The sequence below is a fragment of the Aquincola tertiaricarbonis genome, from assembly GCF_023573145.1.
In the GTDB taxonomy this organism is placed as follows: domain Bacteria; phylum Pseudomonadota; class Gammaproteobacteria; order Burkholderiales; family Burkholderiaceae_C; genus Aquincola; species Aquincola tertiaricarbonis_B.
Genome location: NZ_CP097636.1, coordinates 411,843 through 438,175, shown reverse-complemented (window position 1 = coordinate 438,175; position 26,333 = coordinate 411,843). Strand labels below are relative to the sequence as shown.

Annotated in this window: 26 protein-coding genes and 1 other RNA gene; 11 read left to right on the top strand and 16 right to left on the bottom strand. The window is 69.9% G+C overall.

Annotated features, from left to right (window positions below; genetic code table 11):
- Positions 1–13 precede the first annotated feature (13 nt).
- Positions 14–271, top strand: coding sequence for an acyl-CoA-binding protein (locus MW290_RS16215; RefSeq protein WP_250198753.1), 258 nt, complete (start codon positions 14–16; stop codon positions 269–271).
- Between the two features lie 99 nt (positions 272–370).
- On the opposite strand, the gene MW290_RS16210 is transcribed toward MW290_RS16215, so the two are convergent.
- Genes MW290_RS16210 through MW290_RS16200 form a run of 3 tightly spaced genes read right to left on the bottom strand, consistent with a single transcriptional unit; the run spans position 371 to position 3,876 of the window.
- Complete coding sequence (locus MW290_RS16210; protein WP_250198752.1) at positions 371–679, bottom strand: polyhydroxyalkanoic acid system family protein; 309 nt, start codon at positions 677–679, stop codon at positions 371–373.
- Positions 680–715: 36 nt separating this feature from the next.
- Complete coding sequence (locus tag MW290_RS16205; protein WP_250200024.1) at positions 716–1,774, bottom strand: aminopeptidase; 1,059 nt, start codon at positions 1,772–1,774, stop codon at positions 716–718.
- Positions 1,775–1,806: 32 nt separating this feature from the next.
- The gene (locus MW290_RS16200; protein WP_250198751.1) at positions 1,807–3,876 is read right to left on the bottom strand and encodes a molybdopterin-containing oxidoreductase family protein; all 2,070 of its coding nucleotides are present in this window, start codon (positions 3,874–3,876) and stop codon (positions 1,807–1,809) included.
- Between the two features lie 80 nt (positions 3,877–3,956).
- Here MW290_RS16200 and MW290_RS16195 point away from each other — a divergent pair, with 80 nt between their 5' ends.
- Genes MW290_RS16195 through MW290_RS16185 form a run of 3 tightly spaced genes read left to right on the top strand, consistent with a single transcriptional unit; the run spans position 3,957 to position 7,214 of the window.
- Positions 3,957–5,147 (top strand): M20 aminoacylase family protein, encoded by a 1,191-nt coding sequence (locus tag MW290_RS16195; protein WP_250198750.1) that lies wholly within the window; start codon positions 3,957–3,959, stop codon positions 5,145–5,147.
- 42 nt (positions 5,148–5,189) lie between these two features.
- The gene (locus MW290_RS16190) at positions 5,190–6,299 is read left to right on the top strand and encodes a M14 family metallopeptidase (protein ID WP_250198749.1); all 1,110 of its coding nucleotides are present in this window, start codon (positions 5,190–5,192) and stop codon (positions 6,297–6,299) included.
- 39 nt (positions 6,300–6,338) lie between these two features.
- Positions 6,339–7,214, top strand: coding sequence for a hypothetical protein (locus MW290_RS16185; RefSeq protein WP_250198748.1), 876 nt, complete (start codon positions 6,339–6,341; stop codon positions 7,212–7,214).
- Between the two features lie 34 nt (positions 7,215–7,248).
- Here MW290_RS16185 and MW290_RS16180 read toward each other — a convergent pair whose 3' ends face one another.
- From MW290_RS16180 to rnpB, 5 genes are all read right to left on the bottom strand, one after another.
- Entirely contained in the window at positions 7,249–7,608 is a 360-nt protein-coding gene (locus MW290_RS16180) for a hypothetical protein (protein WP_250198747.1), read from the bottom strand.
- Positions 7,609–7,630: 22 nt separating this feature from the next.
- Entirely contained in the window at positions 7,631–7,951 is a 321-nt protein-coding gene (locus tag MW290_RS16175) for a hypothetical protein (protein WP_250198746.1), read from the bottom strand.
- A 35-nt stretch (positions 7,952–7,986) separates the two neighbouring features.
- The gene (locus MW290_RS16170; protein WP_250198745.1) at positions 7,987–9,705 is read right to left on the bottom strand and encodes a response regulator; all 1,719 of its coding nucleotides are present in this window, start codon (positions 9,703–9,705) and stop codon (positions 7,987–7,989) included.
- Between the two features lie 92 nt (positions 9,706–9,797).
- Complete coding sequence (locus MW290_RS16165; RefSeq protein WP_250198744.1) at positions 9,798–11,003, bottom strand: multidrug effflux MFS transporter; 1,206 nt, start codon at positions 11,001–11,003, stop codon at positions 9,798–9,800.
- Positions 11,004–11,048: 45 nt separating this feature from the next.
- An RNA gene (gene rnpB, locus MW290_RS16160) (RNase P RNA component class A) lies at positions 11,049–11,387 on the bottom strand.
- Between the two features lie 62 nt (positions 11,388–11,449).
- Here rnpB and cysK point away from each other — a divergent pair.
- The gene (gene cysK, locus MW290_RS16155; protein ID WP_250198743.1) at positions 11,450–12,370 is read left to right on the top strand and encodes a cysteine synthase A; all 921 of its coding nucleotides are present in this window, start codon (positions 11,450–11,452) and stop codon (positions 12,368–12,370) included.
- A gap of 11 nt (positions 12,371–12,381) precedes the next feature.
- Positions 12,382–14,448: a serine/threonine protein kinase gene (locus MW290_RS16150; RefSeq protein ID WP_250198742.1), complete on the top strand. Its 2,067-nt coding sequence runs from the start codon at positions 12,382–12,384 to the stop codon at positions 14,446–14,448.
- A 3-nt stretch (positions 14,449–14,451) separates the two neighbouring features.
- Here the strand turns inward: MW290_RS16150 and pyrC are convergent, their stop codons facing one another.
- From pyrC to MW290_RS16120, 6 genes are all read right to left on the bottom strand, one after another.
- Complete coding sequence (gene pyrC / locus MW290_RS16145) at positions 14,452–15,519, bottom strand: dihydroorotase (protein ID WP_250198741.1); 1,068 nt, start codon at positions 15,517–15,519, stop codon at positions 14,452–14,454.
- Between the two features lie 155 nt (positions 15,520–15,674).
- Positions 15,675–16,409: an amino acid ABC transporter ATP-binding protein gene (locus tag MW290_RS16140; RefSeq protein WP_250198740.1), complete on the bottom strand. Its 735-nt coding sequence runs from the start codon at positions 16,407–16,409 to the stop codon at positions 15,675–15,677.
- 15 nt (positions 16,410–16,424) lie between these two features.
- Positions 16,425–17,093, bottom strand: coding sequence for an amino acid ABC transporter permease (locus MW290_RS16135; RefSeq protein WP_250198739.1), 669 nt, complete (start codon positions 17,091–17,093; stop codon positions 16,425–16,427).
- 2 nt (positions 17,094–17,095) lie between these two features.
- Positions 17,096–17,854, bottom strand: a complete 759-nt coding sequence (locus MW290_RS16130; RefSeq protein ID WP_375142912.1) for an amino acid ABC transporter permease — start codon at positions 17,852–17,854, stop codon at positions 17,096–17,098.
- Between the two features lie 45 nt (positions 17,855–17,899).
- Positions 17,900–18,796 (bottom strand): amino acid ABC transporter substrate-binding protein, encoded by an 897-nt coding sequence (locus tag MW290_RS16125; RefSeq protein WP_250198738.1) that lies wholly within the window; start codon positions 18,794–18,796, stop codon positions 17,900–17,902.
- Positions 18,797–19,084: 288 nt separating this feature from the next.
- Positions 19,085–20,002 (bottom strand): LysR substrate-binding domain-containing protein, encoded by a 918-nt coding sequence (locus MW290_RS16120; protein ID WP_250198737.1) that lies wholly within the window; start codon positions 20,000–20,002, stop codon positions 19,085–19,087.
- A gap of 214 nt (positions 20,003–20,216) precedes the next feature.
- On the opposite strand from MW290_RS16120, the gene MW290_RS16115 reads away from it, so the two are divergent.
- A complete protein-coding gene (locus tag MW290_RS16115; protein WP_250198736.1) occupies positions 20,217–20,921 on the top strand; it encodes a PEP-CTERM sorting domain-containing protein in 705 nt (234 codons plus the stop codon).
- 46 nt (positions 20,922–20,967) lie between these two features.
- Positions 20,968–21,936 carry a transglutaminase family protein gene (locus MW290_RS16110; protein ID WP_250198735.1) on the top strand — a complete coding sequence of 323 codons (969 nt, stop codon included), beginning with the start codon at positions 20,968–20,970 and terminating at the stop codon, positions 21,934–21,936.
- Here MW290_RS16110 and MW290_RS16105 read toward each other — a convergent pair.
- The gene (locus MW290_RS16105) at positions 21,902–23,620 is read right to left on the bottom strand and encodes an MBL fold metallo-hydrolase (RefSeq protein ID WP_250198734.1); all 1,719 of its coding nucleotides are present in this window, start codon (positions 23,618–23,620) and stop codon (positions 21,902–21,904) included. The genes MW290_RS16110 and MW290_RS16105 overlap by 35 nt on opposite strands.
- 80 nt (positions 23,621–23,700) lie before the next feature.
- Here MW290_RS16105 and MW290_RS16100 point away from each other — a divergent pair, with 80 nt between their 5' ends.
- Positions 23,701–24,318 (top strand): histidine phosphatase family protein, encoded by a 618-nt coding sequence (locus MW290_RS16100; protein ID WP_250198733.1) that lies wholly within the window; start codon positions 23,701–23,703, stop codon positions 24,316–24,318.
- A 2-nt stretch (positions 24,319–24,320) separates the two neighbouring features.
- Here MW290_RS16100 and MW290_RS16095 read toward each other — a convergent pair whose 3' ends face one another.
- Positions 24,321–25,133, bottom strand: coding sequence for a DUF72 domain-containing protein (locus MW290_RS16095; protein ID WP_250198732.1), 813 nt, complete (start codon positions 25,131–25,133; stop codon positions 24,321–24,323).
- A gap of 110 nt (positions 25,134–25,243) precedes the next feature.
- Here MW290_RS16095 and MW290_RS16090 point away from each other — a divergent pair, with 110 nt between their 5' ends.
- Entirely contained in the window at positions 25,244–25,432 is a 189-nt protein-coding gene (locus MW290_RS16090; protein ID WP_250198731.1) for a hypothetical protein, read from the top strand.
- A gap of 114 nt (positions 25,433–25,546) precedes the next feature.
- Complete coding sequence (locus MW290_RS16085; RefSeq protein WP_250198730.1) at positions 25,547–26,329, top strand: transporter substrate-binding domain-containing protein; 783 nt, start codon at positions 25,547–25,549, stop codon at positions 26,327–26,329.
- Positions 26,330–26,333 lie beyond the last annotated feature (4 nt).

Sequence of the window (26,333 nt, the reverse complement as noted above, 5' to 3'; positions counted from 1 at the left end):
GACGAGAAGTTCGATGTCCGAAGACCTGAAGACCCGTTTCGAGCAAGCCGTGGCCGAGAGCAAGCAATTGCCCGAGAAGCCCGACAACATGACGCTGCTGAAGATCTACGGCCTGTTCAAGCAGGCCACCAGCGGCGACGTGCAGGGCGACCGCCCCGGCCTCACCGATTTCGTCAACCGCGCCAAGTACGACGCCTGGCAATCGCTGGCCGGCACCTCGGCCGAGCAGGCGATGAGCGACTACATCGAACTCATCGAATCGTTGAAGTAGGCCCCCAAGCTCGCTGCGCTCGCGGCCCCCCGAGGGGGCGCACCCGCCCTTGGGACGGCCCGGCGGGCGGGTGGCCGTAGGCCCCCAAGCTCGCTGCGCTCAGCCTGTGGCCTTGGCCAGCAGCGCATCCAGCTTGCGGGCGATCTCGGCTTCCACCGTGGCGCCCATCGCCTTGAAGAGGAAGCTCAGCTCGGCCTGCAGGTCGAGCTGGTCGGCCTTGACCGCCAGCGTGCCCTGGATGCCGCTGCGCTCGAAGCGCACGGTGTCGCCGTCGCTGCCTTCTTCGGTCTTGAACTGCAGGCCGTACTTCTCGCCGGCCTGCTGCATCCACTGCTGGGCCAGGCGGCGCGCCTGCGGCAGGCCCAGGGCATGCGGTCGTTGGATGTGGATGTCGGGCTGACGGGCCATTCGGCTCTCCTCGGGCGGGTCGGGGTCAAACAGGGTTCAGGGGGATGACTGCAGGGCGGCGCGGCGCTCGGCCATGGGCAGCGCGGCCAGCCGGCGCACCTCGGCATAGAAGCGGGGAAAGTCCCCGCCCAGGCGCTCGAACAGGCGCACGAACTGCGGCACCAGGTCGTTGTAGGCGCCCTGCACCGCCAGCGACGGGTTGCCCGCGCGGGCGAACCAGGCGTCGTAGCCGGCATAGCCGCCCCAGCGCTCACGCTTCATGGTTTCATAGTCGGCACGCAGCCGGGCCAGGCGCTCGGCCTTGCCGCGGCGCTTGTCTTCGTCGCTGGCACTGCTGGCGTACAGCGCCGCCAGGTCGGTGCGAGCGGCCAGCGTCAGCGCACGGAAGTCCGCGCGCCGCTGCGTCATCTGGTCGTAGGCCTCGCGGCTGCCGGGCGCGCCATGCTGCGCCAGCCAGCGGTCGCCGCCGATGCGTTCCACTGCGGTGGCGAAGGATTCGTTGAAAGCGGTGTCGCCGTTGGCATAGGCCACCTGGTGCGCCAGTTCATGGAACACCATGCGCGCCAGTTCAGCTTCCGACCAGCCGATGAAGGTGTTGAGCAGCGGGTCGCCGCCCAGCCAGTCGCTCCAGCCCAGCGTGGAATAGGCCGGCACGCCATACACCGCCACCTCCCAGCCTTCGGCCTTCAGCTGCGCGGCCAGCGCATCGGCCGCCGCCCGGTCGTAATAGCCGCGGTAGCCGATGCAGCCCACCACCGGAAAGCACCAGGTCTTGAGCTGCAGCGACAGCTCGGGCGTGGCCACCACGTTCCACACCGCGGCACTGCGGCCCAGGTCGGCATAGCGGCGGTAGCTGCGGTTGTCGGGCAGGTGCAGCTCGGTCACCGCGTAGTCGCGGATCTGCTGCGACAACGCCAGCTGCTGGCGCAGTGCCGGCGGCGTGGCGGGGTCGTCCAGCACCTCGGGCACCGGCCGCGCGCGGGCCAGCAGGTCGAGGTGGCCGTGCGCCGCCTGTGCGTAGTAGCCCGCGGTGCTGCAGCCGCCCAGGCCGGCGGCCACCAACACCAGGGCCAGCGCCGCGGCGCCGCTCCACATCGCCATGCGGGCGCTGCGCCTCACGCCAGCCGTCACGCCGTTGCGGGGGCGCTGGCCGTGGCCGCGGCTTCGGCGGCCTCCACCTGCACCAGGCAGTCGTAGAAGGTGGGCGCGCGGCCCAGGTCGGTGAGCTGCTGGCCCGTCAGCTCATTGACGTTGGTGCCGTCCACGCCGAACTTGCGCCACCAGATGCCCAGGCCCACCACCACGCCGGGCCGCGCCCGGGTGCTCACCTCGGCCTTGCAGCGGTAGCTGCCGCGGCCGTTGAACACCCGCACCAGCTGCCCGCCGGTGATGCCGCGGAGCCTGGCGTCGTCGGGGTGGATCTCGAGCAGCGGCTCGCCTTCGATGCTGCGCAGGCTCTTGACGTTGACGAAGGTGGAGTTGAGGAAGTGGCGCGCGGGCGGCGAGATCATCGCCAGCGGGTAGGTCTGCGCCAGCGCGGGCGCGCTGTCGGCACTCTCGTAGTTGGGCACGAAGTCGGCGCCGCGGGCGTCGGCCTTGCCGCTGGGCGTGTGGAAGCCGCCTTCGGCAAAAGGCGCCTCGGGCAGCGGCAGCTTCTGCCAGCCGTGCTGCTGCAGCGCCTCGAAGCGGATGCCCGGCTTCAGGGCCTGACGGGCCATCGCCTCGTCGCTGTCGGCGAAGCAGGGCTCGTCGAAGCCCATGCGGGCGGCCAGCGCGCGGAAGATGTCGGTGTTGGAGCGGGCCTCGCCGCGCGGCGTCAGCGAAGGCTGGTTCAGCAGCACGTAGGTGTGGCCGTAGCTGGTGTGCAGGTCCAGGTGCTCCAGCTGCGTGGTGGCGGGCAGCACGTAGTCGGCATGGTCCGCGGTGTCGGTCATGAAGTGTTCCAGCACCACGGTGAACAGGTCTTCGCGCGCAAAGCCCTGCACCACCTTGCGCGACTCCGGCGCCACCGCCACCGGGTTGCTGTTGTAGACCACCACCGCCTCCACCTTGGGGCCGAAGCCGGGGCCGGCCTCGCGCAGCAACTCGTCGCCGATGGTGCTCATGTTCAGCGTGCGGGGCCGGCGGCCGGCCAGCAGGTCGGGCCGCTGCAGCGCCGCATGGTCGATGGCCCGCACGAACCAGCTCGAAGCACTGAGCAGCATGCCGCCCGACGGATGGCGCCAGGCGCCGGTCAGGCAGGGCAGCAAGGCCACCAGCCGCACCGCGTTGCCGCCGCCGCGCACCCGCTGCATGCCGTAGTTCAGGCGGATGGCCGCGGGCTGCGTGCTGCCGTAGTCGCGGGCCAGCTCGCGGATGTCTTCGGCGGCCACGCCGCACACCTGGGCGGCGCGCTCGGGCGGCCATTGCAGGGCGCGCTCGCGCAGCTCGGGCCAGCCCTCGACATGCTGATCGATGTAGGCGGCGTCCAGCCAGCCGTGGGTGATCAGCTCGTGCATCAACGACAGCGCCAGCGCCCCGTCGGTGCCCGGCTTCAGCGCCAGGTGGCGGTGGCACTTGTCGGCGGTTTCGCTGCGGCGGGGGTCGATGCACCAGAGCTTGGCGCCCGCCCGCTTGGCCTGCTGAGCGAAGGTCCAGAAATGCAGGTTCGACGCGATCGAGTTGCTGCCCCAGATGACGATGAGCCGGCTGCCCGCGAAGTGCTCCAGGTGCATGCCCAGCTTGCCGCCATAGGTGGCCTGCAGGCCGGCTGCGCCGGCGCTGGCGCAGATGGTGCGGTCCAGCAGCGAGGCGCCCAGCTTGTGGAAGAAGCGCGCCGCCATCGATTCACCCTGCAGCAGGCCCATGGTGCCGGCGTAGCTGTAGGGCAGGATGGCCTGCGGATCGCGAGCCGCGATGGCCTGCAGCCGCTGGGCGATGTCGCTCAGCGCCTCGTCCCAGCTCACGCGCTCGAACTGCCCGCTGCCCTTGGGGCCGACGCGCTTCATCGGGTGCAGCACCCGTTCGGGGTGCTCCACCCGCTCCGCGTAACGGGACACCTTGGTGCACAGCGCGCCGTGGGTGGGCGGGTGGTCGGGGTCGCCCTGGATGCGGATCACGCGGTCGTCGGCCACGGTGACGCGCATGGCGCAGGTGTCGGGGCAGTCGTGCGGGCAGGCGCCGCGCACGACCCGTTCAGCGATGGCGGTCGAGCTCATCGGGGCACTATGGCACAGGCCGAGCCAGGGCATGGGCCCGGCGTAAACTGGCCCGCTCCCTGCTTGGAGCTTTGTTCATCATGCAATTGATCGAATCGATCCTGGCAGACGCTGCCAGCATTGCCAGCCTGCGACGAGACATTCACGCCCACCCGGAGCTGTGCTTCGAGGAAGTGCGCACCTCCGACCTGATCGCCAAGGCGCTCACCGACTGGGGCATCGAAGTGCACCGCGGCCTGGGCAAGACCGGCGTGGTGGGCATCGTGCGCAACGGCACGTCCCAGCGCGCCGTCGGCATCCGCGCCGACATCGACGCGCTGCCGATGACCGAACACAACCACTTCCCGCATGCCAGCAAGTACGCGGGGAAGATGCATGCCTGCGGCCACGACGGCCATACCGCGATGCTGCTGGCCGCCGCCAAGCACCTGAGCAAGCACCGGAACTTCGACGGCACGGTGTACCTGGTGTTCCAGCCCGCCGAAGAAGGCGGCGGCGGCGCCCGCGAGATGATCAAGGACGGCCTCTTCGACCTGTTCCCGATGGAGGCGATGTTCGGCGCCCACAACTGGCCGGGCCTGAAGGTGGGGCAGTTCGCGCTCAGCAGCGGGCCGATCTACGCCTCCAGCAACGAGTTCAAGATCACCGTGAAAGGCAAGGGCGCCCACGGCGCGATGCCGCACCTGGGCATCGACCCGGTGCCGGCCGCCTGCCAGATGGTGCAGGCCTTCCAGACCATCATCAGCCGCAACAAGCGGCCGATCGACACCGGCGTCATCTCGGTGACCATGATCCACACCGGCGAGGCCACCAACGTGATCCCCGAGCGCTGCGTGATGGAAGGCACCGTGCGCACCTTCACCACCGAGGTGCTGGACCTGCTGCAACGCCGCATGCAGGAAGTGGCCGAGCACACCGCCGCCGCATTCGAATGCACGGTCGATTTCGAGTTCGTGCGCAACTACCCGCCCACCATCAACCACGACGCCGAGACCGAGTTCGCCAAGGGCGTGCTGGCCGAGGTGGTGGGGGCCGACAACGTGGTGCCCTTCGAGCCGACCATGGGCGCCGAGGACTTCAGCTTCTTCCTGCAGAAGATCCCCGGCTGCTACCTGATGATCGGCAACGGCGAAGGCGCGCACCGCGAAGGCGGCCACGGCCTGGGGCCCTGCATGCTGCACAACCCCAGCTACGACTTCAACGACGACCTGATCCCGCTGGGCGCCACCGCCTGGGTGCGCATGGCCGAGCGCTGGCTGGCGCCGCGTTGAGCCGTCCGCCTTCTTCCTCCACCGCCTGAGTACCCGGCACCCATGAGCATTCCCACCGACATCGACCGCTGCTTCGCCACCACCTATGCCGAGGCGCGGCAGAAGTTCCTCGCCGCGGCCGATGCCGCCGGGCTGGACGTGCACAGCCACCCGCACCCGCTGGTGGGCCGCGACGGCGAAGCATTGGCGATGGACGTGGCGCGTGCCGGGCCGGCGGACGCGGCTTCGCTGCTCATCGTCAGCAGCGCCTGCCACGGCATCGAGGGCTACTGCGGCTCGGGCGTGCAGAACGCGCTGCTGGCCGACGGCGCCTTCGCCCGCCGCGCGGCCGAGTCGGGCGTGGCGGTGCTGTACATCCACGCGCTCAACCCCTGGGGCTTCTCGTTCAACCGGCGCACCACGCACGAGAACGTCGACCTCAACCGCAACTGGCACGACTTCAGCCGGCCGCTGCCCGAGAACCCGGGCTACGACGAGCTGGCCCGCTTCATCGTGCCCGACACCTGGCCGCCTTCGGCCGAGGCGCAGGCCGCGCTCACGGCCTATGCCGACCGGCATGGCGAGCGCGCCCTGCAGACCGCCATCTCGGGTGGCCAGTACAACCACCCGCAAGGCATCTTCTACGGTGGCCGCAACCCCACCTGGAGCCAGCAGACGCTGCGCCACGTGCTGGCCGAACACGCCACCCGCTGCAGCCGGCTGGGCTGGATCGACCTGCACACCGGCCTGGGCCCCTCGGGCCATGGCGAACGCATCTTCGCCTGCCGCAACGACGCTGCCGCGCTGGCCCGCGCCCGCGCCTGGTGGGGCGACGCCGTGACTTCCATCTACGACGGCAGCTCCAGCTCTTCGCCGCTGGTGGGCCTGATGTGGAGCGTGGCCGACGAGGCCTGCGCCCAGGCCGAGTACACCGGCATCGCGCTGGAATACGGCACCGTGCCGCTGGGCGAGATGCTGGAAAGCCTGCGCGGCGCGCAATGGCTGGAAAACCACCCCGAGCTGGGCGACACGCCGCAGCGCCATGAGATCGAACGCCGCATGCGCGCGGCCTTCTACACCGAGACACCGGCCTGGAAGCAGCGCATCGTCGAGCAGGGCGTCGAGGCCGCCTGGCAGGCAGTGGAGGGTCTGGCGACAGCACCGGACAGGTGATAGAACCGGCACCGTCCGCCACTCGCGCACGGTGCCGCCATGGATCTTTCCACCTTCATCGCTACCGCCTGGGAGCAGCATGCCGACGATGCTGCCGGCACCGCGCAGCGCATCGCCCAGGCGCTGCCCCAGGTGCAGGCCGCGTCCGAGGTACCGCCCTTCGCTGCGCTGCTGGCGCATGTGTACGGCGAGCACCTGGGCCACTGGCCCGAGGCGCTGGCCCTGCTGGCCCGCCTGCGCGGCGTAGCCGCCGACGACGCCGCCGCCCAGGCCGCCGTGATGCGCGCCGAGCGCACCTTGCGCTGCGCCAGCGGCGACGCCAGCGCGCTGGACGACCTGGCCACACCTGAGCGCGCCGCCGTGCTGGCCGGCACCGCCGCGATGCAGCTGGGTCGCGGCCAGACCGAAGCCGCCGCGCAGGCGCTGGACGCGGCACTGGCGCTGGCCGAAGCCGGCCTGCCCGACGGATCACCCGCACTGCGGGCGCTGGCCGTGGCGGGCAACAACATCGCCGCCGAGCTGCAGCAGCGCCCCCACCGCAGCTCGGCGGACACCGCGCTGATGCTGCGCGCCGCCGAAACCGGCCTGCGCTACTGGTCGCGGGCCGGCGGCTGGCTGCAGGTGGAGCGGGCCGAGCACCGGCTGGGCAGCTGCCAGCGCGCGGCCGGCCGCCTCGCCGAGGCCCGCGACAGCGCCCGCCGCTGCCTGGCGGTGTGCGAGGCGAACGACGCGCCCGACTTCGAACGCTTCTTCGCGCTTGCGCTGCTGGCCGTGACGCAGCGTGACCTGGGCGACGAACCCGGCTTCACCGCCGCACGCGACGCGGCCCTGGCCTGCCATGAACGGCTGTCGGCGGACGAACGACCGTGGTGCCGCGACGAGCTGGCCTTGCTGCAGACGGGGCAAGCGGGCTGAGCGGGGCATGATCCGCGGCCCTTCGGCCGCCGGCTCAAGTCTCTTCTTCGGCCACCAGCTGCAGCGTCACCGGTGCCGCGCGGTGCAGTTCGGCCTGCACCGACAGCCGCAGTGGCTGGCCCGGCTCTACCGTCTTGCGGAAGCGCACATCCAGGCTGTCACGTCCGCTCTCGTGTGTGGGCACCCGGCGCGCCCACTGCTGGGCGCCGTCCACCAGCACCTTCAGGCCGTGCCAGGCGTCGTGTGCTTCCCGCGCCCGCACCTGCAGGCTGCAGCTGATCTCGAAGCTGCGGGTGCGTGCGGCGTCGGGCGGGATGTCGAGCTTCAGCAGGCTGCGCCCCTCGGTCTCGGCAACCCAGCGTTCGGGCGTGGTACGGCGCGGCGGTGGCAGCATGCGATGCGAGAAGGGTGAAAACTCAATGGGGCTTGCGCCGGTCGGTGGGTTTGTCGTCGGTGGGCGGGCGGAAGGCGTCGGGCTTGTAGACGTTGCCATCCCAGCTGCCGCGGCGCGAGGCGCGGCGAATGGCCTCCTGCGCCATGCGGGCCGCCTCCTTAGGGTCGGCGCGCCGCTCCGGCCGCGTGGGCAGGGGCTGGCGCCGGCGGCGCAGCTGGTGCCAGGCGCGCAGCACCACCGCATCGATACGGCCGCGCAGGCGCGCGCCGATCACCATGCGCAGCAACAGCGCCAGGCAAATGGCCAGGACGATGCCGGCCAGCACGCGGGTGATGATGTCCATCGACCCGAGATGGTAGCGCCGACGCGGAAAGACGGTTATTCGCGGGTGGGCGCCAGCCAGCGCTCCAGCGTGCTGCCCAGCAGCTGCACGTTCACCGGCTTGGCCAGGTAGTCGTTCATGCCGGCCTGCAGGCAACGCTCGCGGTCGGCCGGCGTGGCATGGGCGGTCAACGCGATGATGGGCGTGCGCTGCGCCCGCAGCCCGGCTTCGCCGTCGCGGATGCGCCGCGTCAGCTCGTAGCCGTCCATGCCGGGCATCTGGCAGTCCATCACCACCACCGCAAAGTCGCGCGCGTCCAGCGCGGCCATGGCACCGGCGGCGTCCGAGGCCACGTCCACCTCGAAGCCCAGGTGCTCCAGGAAGGACCGCGCCACCACCTGGTTGATCTCGTGGTCTTCCACCAGCAGCACGCGGCCGCGCGGCGTGGCCAGGGATGCCGGCAGCGGGCCGGCGGCCGCTCCCGCTGCCGGCAGGCCGCCACGACCGGCAGATTCCAGCGCACGGGCCAGCGCCGCATCGTCCACCGGCCGCTGCAGCCGGGTGCCGCTGGGGCCGCCGGCCGTGGCGCCGGCCGAGGGTTCGCTGCGCTGCACGAGCAGCCGCTCCCAGGGCACCGGCTGGGCGTCGTCCAGGCCGTTGGGTGGCCAGCCGTCGTGCGGTTCGTCGTACAGCACCGCATGCGGGGCCTGCGCGCCCAGCGTTTCGGGCGCAAAGGCCAGCTCGCGCCAGGTCATCAGCGCCACCACCTCATGGCCAAGATGGCGCAGCCGGGCCTGCCAGGCCTGCTGGCTGGCCGGTGCATCGCTGATCACGGCCACCCGGCGCAGCGCGGCCGCCTCGCGTGCGGCGGCGGGCACCGAAGGCGGCGCCTCCAGCGGCTGCAGCGGCAGCTGCACGCGGAACAACGCGCCATGGCCTTCTTCGCTTTGCAGCGACACCTGGCCGCCCATGGCCTGCACCAGCAGGTGCACCACCGCCAGCCCCAGGCCGATGCCGCCCTGGCGCCGCGCCAGGCTGGCGTCGGCCTGCACGAAAGGCGCGAAGACGCTGGCATGCAGCGCGGGCGAAATGCCGATGCCGGTGTCGCTGACCTCGATGAGCACGCCGCCATCGGGCGCCGGCCGCGCGGCCAGCAGCACCTGGCCCACCGGGGTGAACTCCAGCGCGTTTTCCAGCAGGTGGTTGACCACCTGCCGCAGCCGGGCGGCATCGGCGCGCACCCACACCGGCAGCCCCGGGTCGAGCAGGCATTCCAGCAGCAGCCGCTTGGCCTGGGCACGCGGCCACACCTCGGCCACCGCGGCGTCGAGCAGGCCGCGCAGCGCCACCGGCTCGGCACGCAGGCGCGGCGGCTCGGCCTCCAGCCGGGTGAAGTCGAGCAGCCGGTCCACCAGCGTCAGCAGGCTGCCGGCCGAGCGCTGCATCATCTCCACATAGCCGCGCTGGGTGGCGTCCAGCTGGGTGGCGGCCAGCAGGTCGGCCATGCCGGTGATGCCGCTCATCGGGGTGCGGATCTCATGGCCCAGGTGGGCCAGGAACTCGGACTTGGCGCGGCTGGCAGCCTCGCTGGCGGCCAGGGTCTGGCGCAAGGCCGCGGCATCCAGCGCGGGATCGGGCTGCGCCGCTGCGGGCGGGGCCGGCAGCGGCGCCTCGGCCGGCGGGCCGGGCGGCATCGCGGCCGGCCGGTGGCGCCACTGCCGCCACCATTGACGCCACGGCGGGCGGGTGGAAGTGGGGGTGGGCGGCTGGTCCATCGGCAATTGGCGAATAGTGGCCGAGCATAGCCGTGAGATCGCGGGATTCCTCCCTTGCCCGCCCCCGCGGGTCGGCGTAATTGCCCCTGGGTTCAGGTCACCCGCGGCTTCACCCACAGCCAGGCCACGACGCCGATGAGCATCATGCCCAGGGAGGTGAGTGCCAGGCCGATGGCCGAATGCATGACCAGCGGCGCCACCACGCCGGCCACCAGGCCGTTGGCCAGGCTGCCCACGCAGGCCTGCAGCGAAGAGGCCATGCCGCGGCGGTCGGGCGCCTGGTCCAGCACCAGCAGCGTGACCACCGGCACCATCAGCGCCCAGCCGAAGGCAAAGATGCCGATGGGCAGCAGCGCCCAGGCCGGGTGCGGCGGCAGCAGCAGGTTGAGCGCGACGTTGGCCACCGACACCCCCAGCATGATGGTGAAGCCATGGCGGATCTGGTGCTTGGGCTTGATGCGCCCGGCCAGCCGGCCCGACAGGAAGGCGCCGGCCATGATGCCGCCGATGCTGATGCAGAAGAACCAGAAGAACTGGGTGGGCTGCAGGTGCAGCAGCTCACCCAGGAACACCGGCGCCGACAGCACGTACAGGAACATGCCGTTGAAAGGGATGCCGCTGGCCAGCGCCAGCGCCATGAAGCGCGGGCTGGCACCCAGCTGCAGGTAGCCGGCCATCAGGTGGCGCGGGTGGAAGGACTGGCGCTGCGCCGGGTCCAGCGTTTCGGGCAGCAGCCGCCAGTTTATGAGCCACAGAGCCGCGCCCACCAGCACCAGGAACCAGAAGATGGCGTGCCAGCCCAGGTGCACGAACAGCAGGCCGCCCACCATCGGCGCCACCGCAGGCGCCACGCCGAAATAGATGGTCACCTGCGACATCACCCGCTGCGCCTCGGCCGGCGGAAACATGTCGCGGATGATGGCGCGCGACACCACCACGCCAGCCCCGCAGGACAAGCCCTGCATGGCACGGAAGAACACCAGCCAGCCCACGGTCTGCGACAGCGCGCAGCCCAGCGAGGCCAGCGTGAAAACACCCATGCCCCACAGCACCACCGGCCGGCGGCCGAAGCTGTCGGCCAGTGCGCCATGGAACAGGTTCATCAGCGCGAAGCCGAACAGGTAGGCCGACAGCGTCTGCTGCATCGCGGCCGGCGTGGCGCCCAGCGACGCCTGGATGCCGGAGAAGGCCGGCAAGTAGGTGTCGATGGAGAACGGCCCGACGGTGCCCAGGCAGGCGAGCAGCGCGGCCAGGGTCCAGCGCGGGCCACGCCACAGGGTGGAGGCTTGGGGATTCACAGCGAGCGTCCGTAAGCGGGCTGCCGCCCGCGGGTGGAAAGAAAAGTGTGAAGCAAGCCGATAGGCCGGATTCTGTGCACGGCGTCGCCCTTGCAGGCGCCGCCGCGTGACCGCCATTCCTCTGGGCCGTGGGTCGCCCACACGGCTCGGTGCCACCTACCCGCACACTCCTCGGGCCGAATCAACGTGTGCCTATTTGGTGTTGCTGCGCGCAGAGATTGCCCGTTTCACCCGCCACGGCGCGAACCGTGGCGACTCGTCTCTGTTGCTCTGATCCTCACCTCGCGGTGGAGAGCCGTTAACTCCTGCGCTGCCCTGTGCAGTCCGGACCTTCCTCCAGTGCCGTGTTTCCACGATCGCACCAGCGGCGGTCTGGCTTGCTTCACCGTGCGATTATCGCGGCTGAAGCGTCTTTCAGAATTTTTCCCGCCAGAAGGAGACCGGCCATGCGCGCAGACAACGTCCTTGCCACCATCGGCAACACCCCGCACATCCGCATCAACCGCCTGTTCGGCGCGTCGGCCAACGTGTGGGTCAAGTCCGAGCGCGCCAACCCCGGCGGCTCCATCAAGGACCGCATCGCGCTGGCCATGGTGGAAGACGCCGAGGCCCGCGGCCTGCTGAAGGCCGGCGGCACCATCGTCGAGCCCACCTCGGGCAACACCGGCGTGGGCCTGGCCATGGTGGCCGCCGTCAAGGGCTACACCCTGGTGCTGGTGATGCCCGACAGCATGAGCGTGGAGCGCCGCCGGCTGATGCTGGCCTACGGCGCGCGCTTCGTGCTCACCCCGCGGGCCGAGGGCATGAAGGGCGCCATCGCCAAGGCGCAGGCCATCGTGGCCGAGACGCCCGGCGCCTGGATGCCGCAGCAGTTCGAGAACAGCGCCAACATCGACGTGCACGTGCGCACCACCGCGCGCGAGATCCTGGCCGACTTCCCCGAAGGACTGGACGCGCTGATCACCGGCGTGGGCACCGGCGGCCACATCACCGGCTGCGCGCAGGTGCTCAAGGCCGAGTGGCCGCAGCTCAAGGTGTTCGCTGTGGAGCCCACCGCCTCGCCGGTGATCAGCGGCGGCCAGCCCTCGCCGCACCCGATCCAGGGCATCGGCGCCGGCTTCGTGCCCAAGAACCTGCACACCGCGCTGCTGGACGGCGTGGTGCAGGTGGACGCCGAGGCCGCCCGCGAGATGGCGCGCCGCAGCGCCCGCGAAGAAGGGCTGCTGGTGGGCATCAGCAGCGGCGCCACGCTGCAGGCCATTGCGCAGAAGCTGCCCGATCTGCCGGCCGGCGCCCGCGTGCTGGGCTTCAACTACGACACCGGCGAGCGCTACCTGTCGGTCGAAGGCTTCCTGCCGGCCGAGTGAAGAAGCACGACGTGGCCAAGCCCCTGAAGTTGGCGGCCGCGGCGATGCCGGGCCTGGAGTACGCGCTGCCGCCCGGCACCCGGGTGGGCGGCGTGGTGATCGATTCGGTGCTGTCGGTCGGCGAATTCGGCATCGTGTACCACGGGGTGGACCCGATGCTGCGGCGCGCGGTGGCGCTGAAGGAGTACTTCGTGCCCGCGCTGAGCGTGCGCGACGCCGAGGGCCAAGTGACCCCGCGCAGCGAGGCCGAGGCGGCCGCCTTCGCCACCGGCCGCCAGGCCTTCGTCGAAGAAGCGCGGCTGCTGGCGCACCTGGACATTCCCGGCCTGCTGCCGGTGACCGGCCTGTTCGAGGACCGCGGCACCGTGTTCCGGGTGATGCCCTTCGCACCGGGCCGCACGCTCGCCTCGTGGCGGGCGATGTACACCGACACCATGGACGAAGGCGGCCTGCGCCACCTGATCGCCGACCTGATGGTGCCGCTGGAAGCGCTGCACGGCGCCAACCTCGTGCATGGCTATGTGCTGCCCGAACAGGTGATCCTGGCCGAGGGCCGGCCGGCGCTGCTGCTGGGCTTCGGCACCGTGCGGCGGTCGCTGCAGGGCGCGCTCGATCCGGCCTACACGCCGGTGGAACAGCTGCCGTCCGGCGGCCACCTGCCGCGCGGCGCGTGGAGCGACGTGTATGCGCTGGCAGCGCTGGCGCGCTTCGCGATGTCGGCGCAGCCGGTCACGCCGTCCAGCGAGCCGCCCACCGCCCATGCGCTGCGCGCCCGCGCACCGATGGGCCATGCGCTCTCGCACGCGCTGGAGCGTGCGCTGGCGCCCGCACCCGGCGATCGTCCGCAATCGATGGCCGCCTTGCGCCAGGCCATGGGCCTGCGGGCCGGCGGCGGCCTGGGCAGCGGCATGGTCGACGTCACGCTGCCCGGCGGCGAGCCCTTCGACGCCACCGCCACCCGGCCTTGGCCGGCACCGTCCATCGGTGCCTCACTGCGCGCTTCCACACTGCGCAGCGCGGTGGCCGAGCAGTCGGCCTTCGCCGCGCCACTGCGGCCCACGCCGCGGCCGGCGGCGGCGCCAGCCCCCACGCCCGCGGCTGCGGCCGCTTCCGCGGCAGGCGCTGCAGCGCCCGCCTACCCGTTGCCGGGGCGGCCCTCGCTGCACGAAGCGCCGCTGCCGGTGGCCCGCGCGTGGGAAGACAAGCCGCCGTCGGAGCCGGTGCCGGCACCCGCAGCGGTGGTCGCGAGCGCCGACCTGCCCGCTGAAGGCGCGGCAGCCGAAGCGGCTGAAGTGGCCGAACCGCCGCCCGCAACGCAGCCGACTGCTGGCGAACCGTCGCTGACGGCGGATGCACCGGTGCACGCCGAGCTCACGGCCGGGCCGCCCGAGCCCGCGTTCGATGTGCCGCCCGCGCCGGAGATATCGCCGGCCGCGGACGATGCGGCACCCGCGCACGACCCGATCCCGCAGTTCATGGCCAACGCGGCCGCCCACACCCGCGTGGAGCCGCTGCTGCATGCGGTGGAGGCGGCCCCGCCGCCCCCGGCCGTGCCGCAGGCGCCCGAGCCGCCGCCGCTGGCACCGCTGCCGCCGGAGCCCACCCCAGCCGCGCCGCCACCGGTGCTGACGGCCGCGGTCTTCACCACGCCGCCCGCGGTACCGACGCTGCAGCCGATCGACCTGCCGGCCGACCGGTCCATCCGCGCGGGCGCCGCACCAGCCGCGCCGGCCGATGACGAGGAGCCGATCGACGACGCCGTGCGCGCCGCCATTGCGGCGGCCATCGGATCGCTGCCGCCCGCCCCGCCCCGCCGCGCGCCTGGCGCCCTGCCGGCGGGCGCAGCCGGCCTGGCTGCCGACGGCCTGCCGCGCATCGAGCTGCCCGACCTGATGCTGCCGCAGGCCGAAGACACGGACGCGCCCACCGAGCGTGCGTCGGCGCGTCAGCGCCCTGGCGGGTTGTCGGTGCGCGCCCGCGTCATCGCGTTGCTGGTCGGCCTGCTGGTGCTGATCGCCATCGGCGCCGTGGCCTGGTCGGCCTGGAAGGACGCCACCTTGAATCTGGGTGGCGGCTGAGGCTCAGGCGGGGTCGAGCTGTCGCCAGCGCAGCGTTTCGCCGCCGCGCAGCGGCTTGAGCTGGGCATCGCCGAAGGGCACGGACTCGGGCACCGGGTAGTCTTCGCGCACCAGGGTCACGCGGCCGGTGTTGCGCGGCAGGCCGTAGAAGTCGGCGCCGTGGAAGCTGGCAAAGGCTTCCAGCTTGTCCAGCGCACCGGCCGCCTCGAACACCTCGGCATACAGCTCCAGCGCGGTGAGCGCGGTGTAGCAGCCGGCGTGGCCACCGGCATGCTCCTTCAGGTGCGCCGCATGCGGCGCACTGTCGGTGCCCAGGAAGAAGCGGTCGCTGCCCGAGGTGGCCACCTGCACCAGCGCCTGGCGGTGCTCTTCGCTCTTGAGCACGGGCAGGCAGTAGTAATGCGGCCGCAGCCCGCCCATGAAGATGGCGTTGCGGTTGAACATCAGGTGCTGCGGCGTCAGCGTGGCGGCGGTGAAGCGGCCGGCCTCGCTCACGTACTGCGCGCCTTCGCGGGTGGTCAGGTGCTCGAACACCACCTTCAGCTCGGGCAGGTCGGCGCGCAGCGGCCGCATCACGCGGTCGATGAACACCGCCTCGCGGTCGAACAGGTCGACGTCGGGGTCGGTGACCTCGCCGTGGATCAGCAGCGGCATGCCTTCACGCTGCAGCGCTTCCAGCGTCTTGTAGGTCTTGCGCAGGTCGGTCACGCCCGCATCGCTGTTGGTGGTGGCGCCCGCCGGGTACAGCTTGACGGCGACCACGCCCGCCTCCTTCGCGCGGCGGATCTCGTCGGGCGGCAGCAGGTCGGTCAGGTACAGCGTCATCAGCGGCTCGAAGTTCGAGCCTTCGGGCCGGGCGGCCAGGATGCGCTCACGGTAGGCCACGGCCTGCGCGGCGCTGGTGATCGGCGGCCGCAGGTTGGGCATGATCACCGCCCGCTGGAACTGGCGGGCACTGTGCGGCAGCACCGCCGCCAGGGCGGCACCGTCGCGCACATGCAGGTGGAAATCGTCGGGCCGGGTCAGCGTGAGCTGGCTGGCGACTTCGGAGGCGGGGGCAGAAGAGCTCATGGAGCCATTCTGCCCGGCCGGACAGCGAGCGCAGCGAGCTTGGAGGCCGAAGGTTCAGCCGCCGGGCCGCCCCAAGGCTGAACGCTCCCCAGGGTCCGAAGGGCCCTTTGACAAGGGCCTGGGGGGCGCGAGCGCAGCGAGCTTGGGGGCAGAGGTCAATGCTGGAGGATCTTCGACAGGAAGTCCTTGGCCCGCGGCGAACGTGCGTCGGGGTTGGTGAAGAACTCCTTGCTGGTGCAGTCCTCGATGATCTTGCCGGCGTCCATGAAGATCACGCGGTGGCTGACCTTCTTGGCAAAGCCCATTTCGTGCGTCACGCACATCATGGTCATGCCTTCGTGCGCCAGCTGCACCATCACGTCCAGCACCTCGCCCACCATCTCGGGGTCCAGCGCCGAGGTGGGTTCGTCGAACAGCATCACGATCGGGTCCATCGACAGCGCACGCGCGATGGCCACGCGCTGCTGCTGGCCGCCCGACAGCTGGCCGGGGAACTTGTCCTTGTGGGCCGACAGGCCCACGCGGTCCAGCATCTTCAGGCCGCGCTTGAGACTTTCGTCCTTGTTGCGGCCCAGCACCTTGATCTGCGCCAGCGTCAGGTTCTCGGTCACTGTCAGGTGCGGGAACAGCTCGAAGTGCTGGAACACCATGCCCACGCGGCTGCGCAGCTTGGGCAGGTTGGTCTTGGGGTCGGAGATGGAGGTGCCGTCCACCACGATGTCGCCCTTCTGGATCGGCTCCAGCGCGTTCACCGTCTTGATCAGCGTGCTCTTGCCCGAGCCCGAGGGCCCGCACACCACGACCACTTCACCCTTCTTGATGGTGGTGGTGCAGTCGGTGAGCACCTGGAAGCTGCCATACCACTTGCTGACGTTCTTGATATCGATCATGGGGAGCTTCCTGTCTCAACGAATGATGGCGATTTTCTTCTGCAGCCGGCGCACGAGCATGGAGAGGCTGAAGCAGATCACAAAGTAAATGACGGCGGCGACCAGGTAGGTTTCGACCGGGCGGTTGAAGTTCTTGCCCGCCACTTCAAAACCCTTGAGCAGGTCGTAGGCGCCAATGGCATACACCAGCGAGGTGTCCTGGAACAGGATGATGGTTTGCGTCAGCAGCACCGGCAGCATGTTGCGGAAGGCCTGCGGCAGCACGATCAGCTGCATGGTCTGCGGGTAGGTCATGCCCACCGCGTAACCCGCATACACCTGGCCACGCGGCACGCTTTGAATACCGGCGCGCATGATCTCGGAGTAGTAGGCGGCCTCGAACAACGTGAAGGTGATGATGGCCGAGATCTCGGCGCCCAGCGGCTGGCCCAGCAATTTGGGGATCAGCAGGAAGAACCACAGGATCACCATCACCAGCGGAATGCTGCGCATGGTGTTCACGTAGGCCGCGGCGGGAATTTCCAGCCAGGGTTTGCCGGACAGGCGCATCAGCGCCAGCAGCGTGCCCAGCACGATGCCGCCGACCATGGCGATCAGTGTCAGCTGCAGCGAGAACAGGAAACCCTTGAGCACGAAGCTCTGGATGACGCCCCAGCTGAGGAAGGAAAAGTCGAGTGCACCCATGATCACTTGCCCCCGATCTGGCCGGGAATGCGCAGCCGCTTCTCGATGACCTGGGCGATGCGGTTGATCGCGAAAGCCGAGATGAAATACAGCGCGGTCACGGGAATGAAGATTTCTTCGAAGCGCGAGGTTTCTTCCGAAGCCTGCATCGCGAACATCGTCAGCTCGGCGATCGACACCGCGAAGGCCACCGAAGAGTTCTTGATGATGTTCATCGACTCCGACGTGAGCGGCGGGATGACGATGCGGAAGGCCATCGGCAGCAGCACGTAGCGGTAGGTCTGCGGCAGCGTCAGGCCCATGGCCAGGCCGGCATAACGCTGGCCACGCGGCAGGCTCTGGATGCCGGCCTTCACCTGCTCGGAAATACGCGCCGACGTGAAGCAGCCGAGCGCGAACACCACCAGCACGAAGCTGGGCACGTCACGCAGCACCAGGAAGATCGACGGCAGCACGTGGTACCAGAGGAAGATCTGGACCAGCAGCGGAATATTGCGGAACAGCTCCGTCCAGCAGTTGCCGATCGCGACCAGCAGCGCGCTCGGCGCGGTGCGAAGAATACCCATCAATGAACCGATGGCCAGCGCCAGCACCAAGGCCAGCACTGCGACGCTCAAGGTCCAGCCCCATGCGGACATCATCCATTGGAGGTAGGTTTCCCCCCCGCCGGTGTCCTGCAAAAACAATTGCCAATCCCACGTGCCCAAAGGCCGCCTCCTCAAGTGTTGTCGCCCGTGCGTGCGTGGCACGCCGCCGGCCATACGCAAGGCCCGGGCCGTGCGGCCCGGGCCTGAACCGGTTGTGGCTTATTTCTTGGCGTACTCTTCCATCGGCTTGTCGTTGGGGTTCGCCCACGCAGCCTTGGTGGCGTCCGACAGCGGCAGGCCCACCTTGGTGTTGCTCGGCGGGATGGGCTGCATGAACCACTTGTCGTACAGCTTGGCCAGCTCGCCGCTCTTGATCATGCCCTTGATGCTGTCGTTGACGGCGGTCTGGAAGGCGGTGTCGCCCTTGCGCAGCATGCAGGCGATGGGCTCGACCGACAGCACTTCGCCGACGATCTTGTAGTCGGCCGGGTTCTTCGACTTGCTGATGTTGCCGGCCAGGATCTGGCCGTCCATCACGAAGGCATCGGCGCGGCCCGATTCCAGCAGCAGGAAGGCGTCGGCGTGGTCCTTGCCGAAGACTTCCTCGAAGTTCACGTTGGTGGCGCGCTCATGCTTGCGCAGCGTCTGCACCGAGGTCGTGCCGGTGGTGGTGGCCACCTTCTTGCCGGCCAGCTGGGCCACCGAGGTGATGCCCGAGTTGGCCTTGACGGCGATGCGCACTTCTTCCACGTAGGTGGTGACGGCGAAGGCCACGTCCTTCTGGCGCGCGGTGTTGTTGGTGGTGGAGCCGCACTCCAGGTCCACGGTGCCGTTCTGCACGAGCGGGATGCGGTTCTGCGAGGTCACCGGCTGGTACTTGATGGCGATCTTGGTGCCCAGCTGCTTGCTCAGGTCGGCCACCACGTGCTCGGCCATTTCGGTGTGGAAACCGACGTACTTGCCATCACCCAGGGTGTAGGCCAGGGCCCCGGACGATTCACGGGTGCCCAGCGTGATGCTGCCGCTGTCCTTGATCTTCTTGAGCGTGTCGGTGGTTTGTGCGGTGGCAGCACTCGCCGCGACGACCACGGCCACAGCGATCAACGATTTCTTCATGCCACAGGCTCCTTGGGGAATGGAAAGGTAACAACTTACGTTCAAAACGCGGCGCCATTCTAGGAAGGCACCAACTTGGTGACGACAACCGCTTCTCGTCACCCACCTCGGGTGAGGCAGCCCAGTGGCGGCAGGACGGCCCGCCCAACCTCAAGCGCTGGCTTCATGCAGCTTCCGGGCCACCCCTGTCGCAGGGGCCGGCGCGAATGTACGTTTGCACACCCTGCGACGGCCAATTCTGTTTCGGTGCGGTTCCATGCGTCAGACGCATAGATTGCCGCCTCGACCTCACGCGGGGCGACTCAGGAAGTCCCACACCGCCCGCGCCACCGGCTTTACATGGCGGGCGCTTTCCGGGCGTTCCCGGTAGATGCGCACCTCCATCGTCAGCTCGTAGCCTGGACCACCCGCCGCACTGACCAGCCGGCGCGACTTGAGTTCCTTGCGCACCGAGCTGGCCGGCAGAAAGGCCAGACCGTGGCCTTCCAGCGCCATCGCCTTCAGGCCCTCGGCCATGTCGGTCTCGTAGATCGGCTCTAGCGGTGGCGGCTCCGGTGCGTGCTTGACGATCTGCTCGACCATGCGGGCCATGTAGGCGCCCGAGGCGTAGCTGAGGAAGGGCACACGGTCAGCCGACAGCGGCGGCAGCCGGAACAACGGATATCCGTCCGCATCGGCCTTGGCATAGGGGGCCAGCGTCTCCTGCCCCAGGCTCAGCATCTCGTAGCGCTCGGGCGGCAGCTGCAACGGCTGCGAGGCATGGTGGTAGGCGATCAGCAGGTCGCAGGTGCCTTCGGTGAGCCGCAGCACCGCGTCGTGCACGTTCAGGGCGATCAGCCGGCTCTTGATGGCGCCGAAGCGGCGCCGCAGGTCCATCAGCCAGTGCGGGAAGAAGTTGAACGCCAGCGTGTGCGGCACCGCGAACTCGAGCATGTCCTGGCCGCTGACGTGATGGCTGCGCATCATGTTGCGGGTGGCCTGCAGGGCGCCCATGATCTCGAGCGACTGGGCGTGGAAGGTCTCGCCGGCCGGCGTCAGCCGGGTCGGGTAGGACGATCGATCCACCAGGTCGATGCCGGCCCAGGCTTCCAGGGCCTGAATGCGCCGCGAGAAGGCCGGTTGCGTGACATGCCGCAGCTGTGCGGAACGGGAAAAGCTGCGCGTTTCAGCGAGCGTGATGAAGTCTTCCAGCCACTTGGTTTCCACGCCCACGAGTGTAGGACCCCCGTTGAAACGTTCGTGCTCGCAAACCCCACCCACGGGCCGCGCCGCATGTTGATCCCTTGAACCGAGGGGTGCGCGTGTCAAAGTACCGCCGCATCGGATTGGGTACATTTGTTAACGCTGCACGAAGTGGCGGCAAGCTTCCTGCTTGTTGCCCCCGGCACCAAAACACAAATCCCAGGATCAGGAGAACCGCATGCCCACCTCGTCCACGCCCCGATGGTTGGGCTTTGCGCTGGCCTGTGTGCCGGCCTTCGCGTCGGCGCTGACGCTCGACTTCGAGACCGGCGAGCGGGAAGGACCCACCGGTCTGCCGGGCGTGTACGCGGTGCCGGGTGTGAGCATCAGCAACGGCTTCGTCTTCATCGACGCCGACACCGACCAGCCCGGTCGCCCCGGCACCGGCAACTTCGGCCGCGCGCCCAGCAAGTACGGCGCGCTCACGCTGTACCGGGACGCCAGCTCGTCCGAAGGCCTGAGCATCAGCTTCGATGCGGGCATCACCGACCAAATCTCGTTCGCCTACTCCACCGTCGACAACCCACTGACGGTGACGGTGCTGGACGCCAACAACAACGTGCTCGCCCGGTCGGGCTCTGGCTCTCTACCTGCGCTGACGGCACTGGGCTCGAAAGATCAGCCCTTCGAGGGCGCCTTCAGCGCCAAGGAAGACGGCGACTACAACACCTGGGCCGACTACACCCTCAGCTTCAGCGGTGTCGCCAAGACGGTGGTGTTCAGCGGCATCGTCTCCAACCCCGGCCCCACCGGCAAGGTGTTCGGCGACTTTTTCATCGACGACGTGACCGTGACCAGCGCCGTGCCCGAACCCGCCACCGTGGCGATGATGCTGGCCGGCATCGCCGGGGTCGGCGTGGCCGCGCGCCGGCGTCGCGCCTGACGAATTCGCGGCATGATCCCGGCGTTCCCATGCGCCGGCCTGCCCGATGTTCACCCGCTACGACATCACCCACACCACGCGGTACCTGTACAGCAAGCCGGTCACCTTCGGTGAACACCGGGTGATGTTCAGGCCGCGCGACAGCCACGACCTGCGCGTACTGGCCACCGACCTGGAGGTCAGCCCCCACGCCGCCGTGCGGCTGATCCAGGACCCGCATTCCAACTCGGTGGCGCTGGTGCAGCCTCTGGCGCCCGCCACGGAGCTGCGCATCGTCTGCCGCTTTCGCATCGAGCATGCGCAAAGCCACAACCTGGAGCTGCCGCTGTCGCCCAGCGCCGAGCTCTATCCCTTCGCCTACGGCGTGGAAGAGCGCTTCGACCTCGAGCACTACCTGCGCCCCCATTACGACGACCCGCAGGGCGAGCTGACCCGCTGGGCGCGCCAGTTCCTGCGCACCGACGGGCCCACCGGCACGCGCGAGATGCTGGTGCACATGAACCAGTTCATCCGCGACCACTTCGAGTACGGCCAGCGCGACGAAGAAGGCACCCAGACGCCGCTGCAGACGCTGGCGCTGGGCAGTGGCACCTGCCGCGACTTCGCGCTGCTGATGATGGAGGCGGCCCGACGCCTGGGCATCGCCACCCGCTTCGTCTCGGGCTACCTGTACGACCCGGCGCTGGACGACGCGCTGGTGGCCGCACGCGCCGCCAGGCCCCCCTCCGATACGCCGGCAGACCCGCCGGCCGAAGACGCGGCCGCAGCCGCCACGCCGACGGTGGGCGCCGGCAGCACCCACGCCTGGCTGCAGGCCTACCTGCCCGGCGCGGGCTGGGTGCCTTTCGATCCCACCAACAACCTGCTGGGCGGCAACCAGCTCATCCGCGTGGGCGTGGCGCGCGACCCCAGCCAGGCCGCCCCCGTCACCGGCAGCTGGTACGGTGACCCGGAGGCCTACGAGGGCATGGAAGTGCGCGTCAACGTGCGGCGGGTGCTTCCGCCGGTGCGCTGAGGCCCGCCAGCGCCCACAGCGCATCACGCTCGACGGCTGCGGCATCGTCGCGCAGCTTGAAGAGGTGGGCGTTCAGCGAGCGCAGCGCCACCGGGTGCAGCCGCGGCGGCACGTCGTCGTAGACCGAAGTCAGCAGCGTGTCCACCGTGGCGGGGCCCAGGCGGCGCAGCGCATCCACCACCTTGGCCTCGCGCTTGAGCCGGTGGGCCACGATGGCTTCCATCGCCTGCCGCGGCCGGGGCATCAGAAAGCCGTGGCCCGGCGCCAGCCAGTCCAGCTCCAGCGTCGTGGCCAATGTGCGCAACGAGGCGATGTAGGCCCGCATGTCGCCATCGGGCGGGTTGATCACCACCGTGCTCAGCTGCATCACATGGTCGCCGGTGAAGAGGGTCTTCTCCTCTTCCAGCAGGAAGCACAGGTGGTTGGACGCATGGCCCGGCGTGTGGAACACCTGCAGCGTCACGCCTTCATCCACCGCCAGCCGCTCGCCACCCTGCAGCACCCGGTCGGGCGCGAAGCTGTCGTCCTGCCACATCGGGTGCGCGGCCACCCGGCCCAGCACCGGCGCCTGCGTGGCCTGCTTCAGCGCCACGCAGGCCGGTGAGTGGTCGGTGTGGGTGTGGGTCACCAGGATCTGCGTGATGCGCCCGGGCGCGGCAGCCAGCACCGCGGCCACGTGCGCCGGCAGCGCCGGGCCGGGGTCGATCACTGCCCATTCGTTGTTCGGGCCGCCGCCCACCAGGTAGGTGTTGGTGCCGGGGCCGGTCATCACGCTGCCGTTGCCCGCCGTCACGCGGATCACGTGGGGCGACAGCCGCACCGCCACGTCGGTCTGGATGTCGTAGCTGGCATGGCCGCGGCCCTCGGGGTCCAGGCGGCCCAGCTCGGCCCAGGCGGGTTCCTCGGGCAGCACCGGGCGCTTGCCCTGGCTGCCACTGCCCAGCCGCGGCTGCGTCAGCGGCACCTCGCGCGGCTGCCGGGCCCAGGCCAGGAAGGCCGCCGCACTGGGATGGGCGGCGATGAGCTTGAGGGTGCCGAGGGTGGGCGTCAGCATCTTGTAGCCGGCGGGGTCGGCCAGCACCTCGGCGGGCCGCAACCAGCGATGCTCCACCGTTTCGGCCGCGTCGTGCAGCGCCCTCTGCCCGGCGGGCGCCAGCGCCGCGAAGAAGCGGGTGTCGAAACGCTTGGGAATGCCCACCGGCGTGCGCCAGTGGGCGTAGTACGCCAGTTCGTCCAGCGCCAGCGACAGGCCATGCTCGGCGCACAGCGCGGGCAGCGTGGTTTCGCCGCGGTGCAGCGGGCCGCGCGCGGCGTCCAGCACGGCCACCTGGGCCGCCGACACGGGGGTGCCATCGGCGCTGCGCGCCAGCAGCACACCGCATTCCTCGAAGCACTCGCGCACCGCGGCCACGTAGTAGGCCAGGCCGCCGCGCTCCACGCCCAGACGGGCGTCGGCCTCGTCGGCGCTCACGCCGGTGCAGCAGCCGGCGCTGGCCTGGTCGCCCTCGTCCACCAGGCCGCCCGGGAACACCCAGGCACCGCTGTTATGGTCGCCGCGCTCGGCCCGGCGCAGCAGCAGCACTTCGGGCCCGGCGGGCGACTCCCGCACCAGGACGAGGGTGGCGGACGACCGCGGCGCACGCCCCACGGGGTCGGCAGCCAGATGATTCAGCGAGTCATACATCGTTCAGGTTCCCACAGGCAGGCACCCATAATGCCGCAGACCCTGCCCCGGGTCTCCACCGCCTGGAAGGAAGGGTCTGCATGAGCCTGTTGCTGGTGCGCCATGGTGAAACGGCGCTGAACGTCGCCCGCGTGCTGCAGCCGCCCGACACGCCGCTGAGCGACACCGGCTTGCAGCAGGCCGCCCTGCTGGCCAGGCGCATCGCGGCGATGCGGCCGGCCGCCATCGTCAGCAGTCCGTTGCCGCGCGCCTGGCAGACCGCCGCTGCCATCGCGCAGGTCACCGGCCTGGCGGTGCAGGCGCTGGACACGCTGCAGGAGCGCCACTTCGGCAGCCTGCGCGGCCAGCCGTACGACCAGCTGGGCTTCGACCCCCTGAAGATGGCCGAAGCGCCGCCGGGCGGTGGCGAATCACTGGCTACCTTCCATGCCCGTGCGGCTGAGGCGCTGGCAACGCTGGCCGAGCAGCAGCGGCAGTTGGATGGCCCCCTGGTGGTGGTGACGCACGGCCTGGTGCTGCGCGCCTGGCTGGACCACCAGCTGCAGGTGCCGGCCGCCCTGGCCTTGGCCGGCCCGCTGGGCAACACCGCGCTCACCGTGTGCGCGGCCGTGCCGCCGCACACCGCCGAGCTGGTGAACTGCACGGCCCACCTGGTGGGCAACAGCCGGCACGCGTCGGGCAGCCTGGTCGGCGGCTGACCCTAGGGCGCCTGCAGGCGCTGCAGCAACGCCATCGCAGCCGCCGGCGCACGCTCCTTCGCGCCGTTGATGAAGTAGACGAACACGTCCTGCGGCTGCCCCGCCGGCTGCAGTGAAGGCGCCACGCGCGGCAGGTCGGCATCCACGCCACCTTCCGCCCAGTGGCGCGCGGCCACGGCCCAGCGGTCCAGCACCTCGGGCGCATAGCCGGTCGGGATGGCGCTGTCGGCGCTCAGCAGCCTGGCATAGACAAAGCTGCCGGTGAGATCGGCGATGACCGGAAAGCGATCCAGCGCATCGGTGAACACCGTGGTCACGCCGAAGCGCCGCGCCAGCGCCAAGTAGTCGGGCGAGGCAAAGCTGGGGTGGCGCACCTCCAGCGCATGGCGCAGCGGAAGGCCGCCCACCGCGCCGGGCAGCAGCGCAAAAAAGCGCGACAGATCCTCCTCGTCGAACACCTTGGTCGGTGCCAGCTGCCAGACGATGGGGCCGAGCTTGTCGCCCAGTTCGGCAATGCCGCTGCCGATGAAGCGGTCGATCGATTCGCCCGCTTCGGCCAGCACCCGCTTCTGCGTGGCGTAGCGCGAAGCCTTGAGCGAAAAGACGAAGCCCTCGGGCGCGGCATCGCGCCACTTGGCGTAGGTGGCCGGCTTCTGCGCGCTGTAGTAGGTGCTGTTCACCTCGATGGCCGTGACATGTTGCGCGGCATATTCAAGTTCACGCGCCTGCGGCCATCCTGCGGGGTAGAAGTTGTCACGCCAAGGTGCGAAGTTCCAGCCTCCGATGCCGACACGTATGCGGGGGGTCGAGCTCATTCATCCCTCCAGGTTGGGCTTGTAGGAAACCGACTACAGCAGTTCCCCCATTCGGCGGATGGCAACCAATGACATCCCCACGCACTATCACACCGTTGCAGGAGAAGGCCATGGCTAGCGAACAAGTTTGGATGGAAGCAAGCGGACAACGCTGGGATTTCTCGCCCGCCGTGGTCGCCGAAGAAACGCCGATGCACGACGTCGACCTGGGCTATGAAGCGGCTCTGCCCGGCCTGCAGGCGCTGTACGCCGATGCGGCCGAAGCCCGCCACCGCGTGACCGAACCCGGCGAACGCTGACCCCGGGGCCGCGCCCGCGGCCCTGCACGCTGAATACTGCGCACCATTGCAGTGCGCACGTGGACCGGCATGGCGCTTGCGAAGCAGCTCTCCGTCAACCTGGAGACTTGCCGAATGCACCGCCGCTCCCTCATTGCCGCCAGCGCCCTGATGCTGGCCGCCGCCCTGCCCGCCGCCGCGCAGAACGCGCTGGATGAAGTGATGGCCAAGAAGGTCATCACCATCGCCATTCCCACCGACTTCCCGCCCTACGGCTTCGTCGGCACCGACCTCAAGCCTCAGGGCCTGGACGTCGACATGGCGAACTACATCGCCACCAAGCTCGGCGTGAAGGTGGAGCTGGTGCCGGTGACCAGCGCCAACCGCATTCCCTACCTGCAGACGCGCAAGGCCGACCTGGTGATTTCCACGCTGGGCAAGAACCCCGAGCGCGAGAAGGTGATCGACTTCAGCTCCGCCTATTCGCCCTTCTTCCAGGCAGTGTTTGCGCCCAAGGCCACTCCGATCAAGGCCGCTGCCGACCTGGCCGGCAAGACCGTAGGCGTGACCCGTGGCGCCATGGAAGACATGGAGCTGAGCAAGATCGCGCCGTCGTCCACCGACATCAAGCGCTTCGAGGACAACAACGCCACCGTGGCGGCCTTCGTCTCGGGCCAGGTGCAGGCGATCGCCACCGGCGCTTCGGTGGCCGGCAACATGATGGCGCGCAACCCGAATCTGGGCGCGGAGTACAAGTTCGTGCTAAAGGATTCGCCCAACTTCATCGGCATCGCCAAGGGCGAAGACAAGCTGCGCGCCAAGGTCAACGAGATCATCGCCGCGGCCAAGGCCGCCGGCGACCTCGACAACCTGGCCAAGCGCTGGCTGGGCCGCCCGGCCGGCGACCTGCCTCTGTGATGCA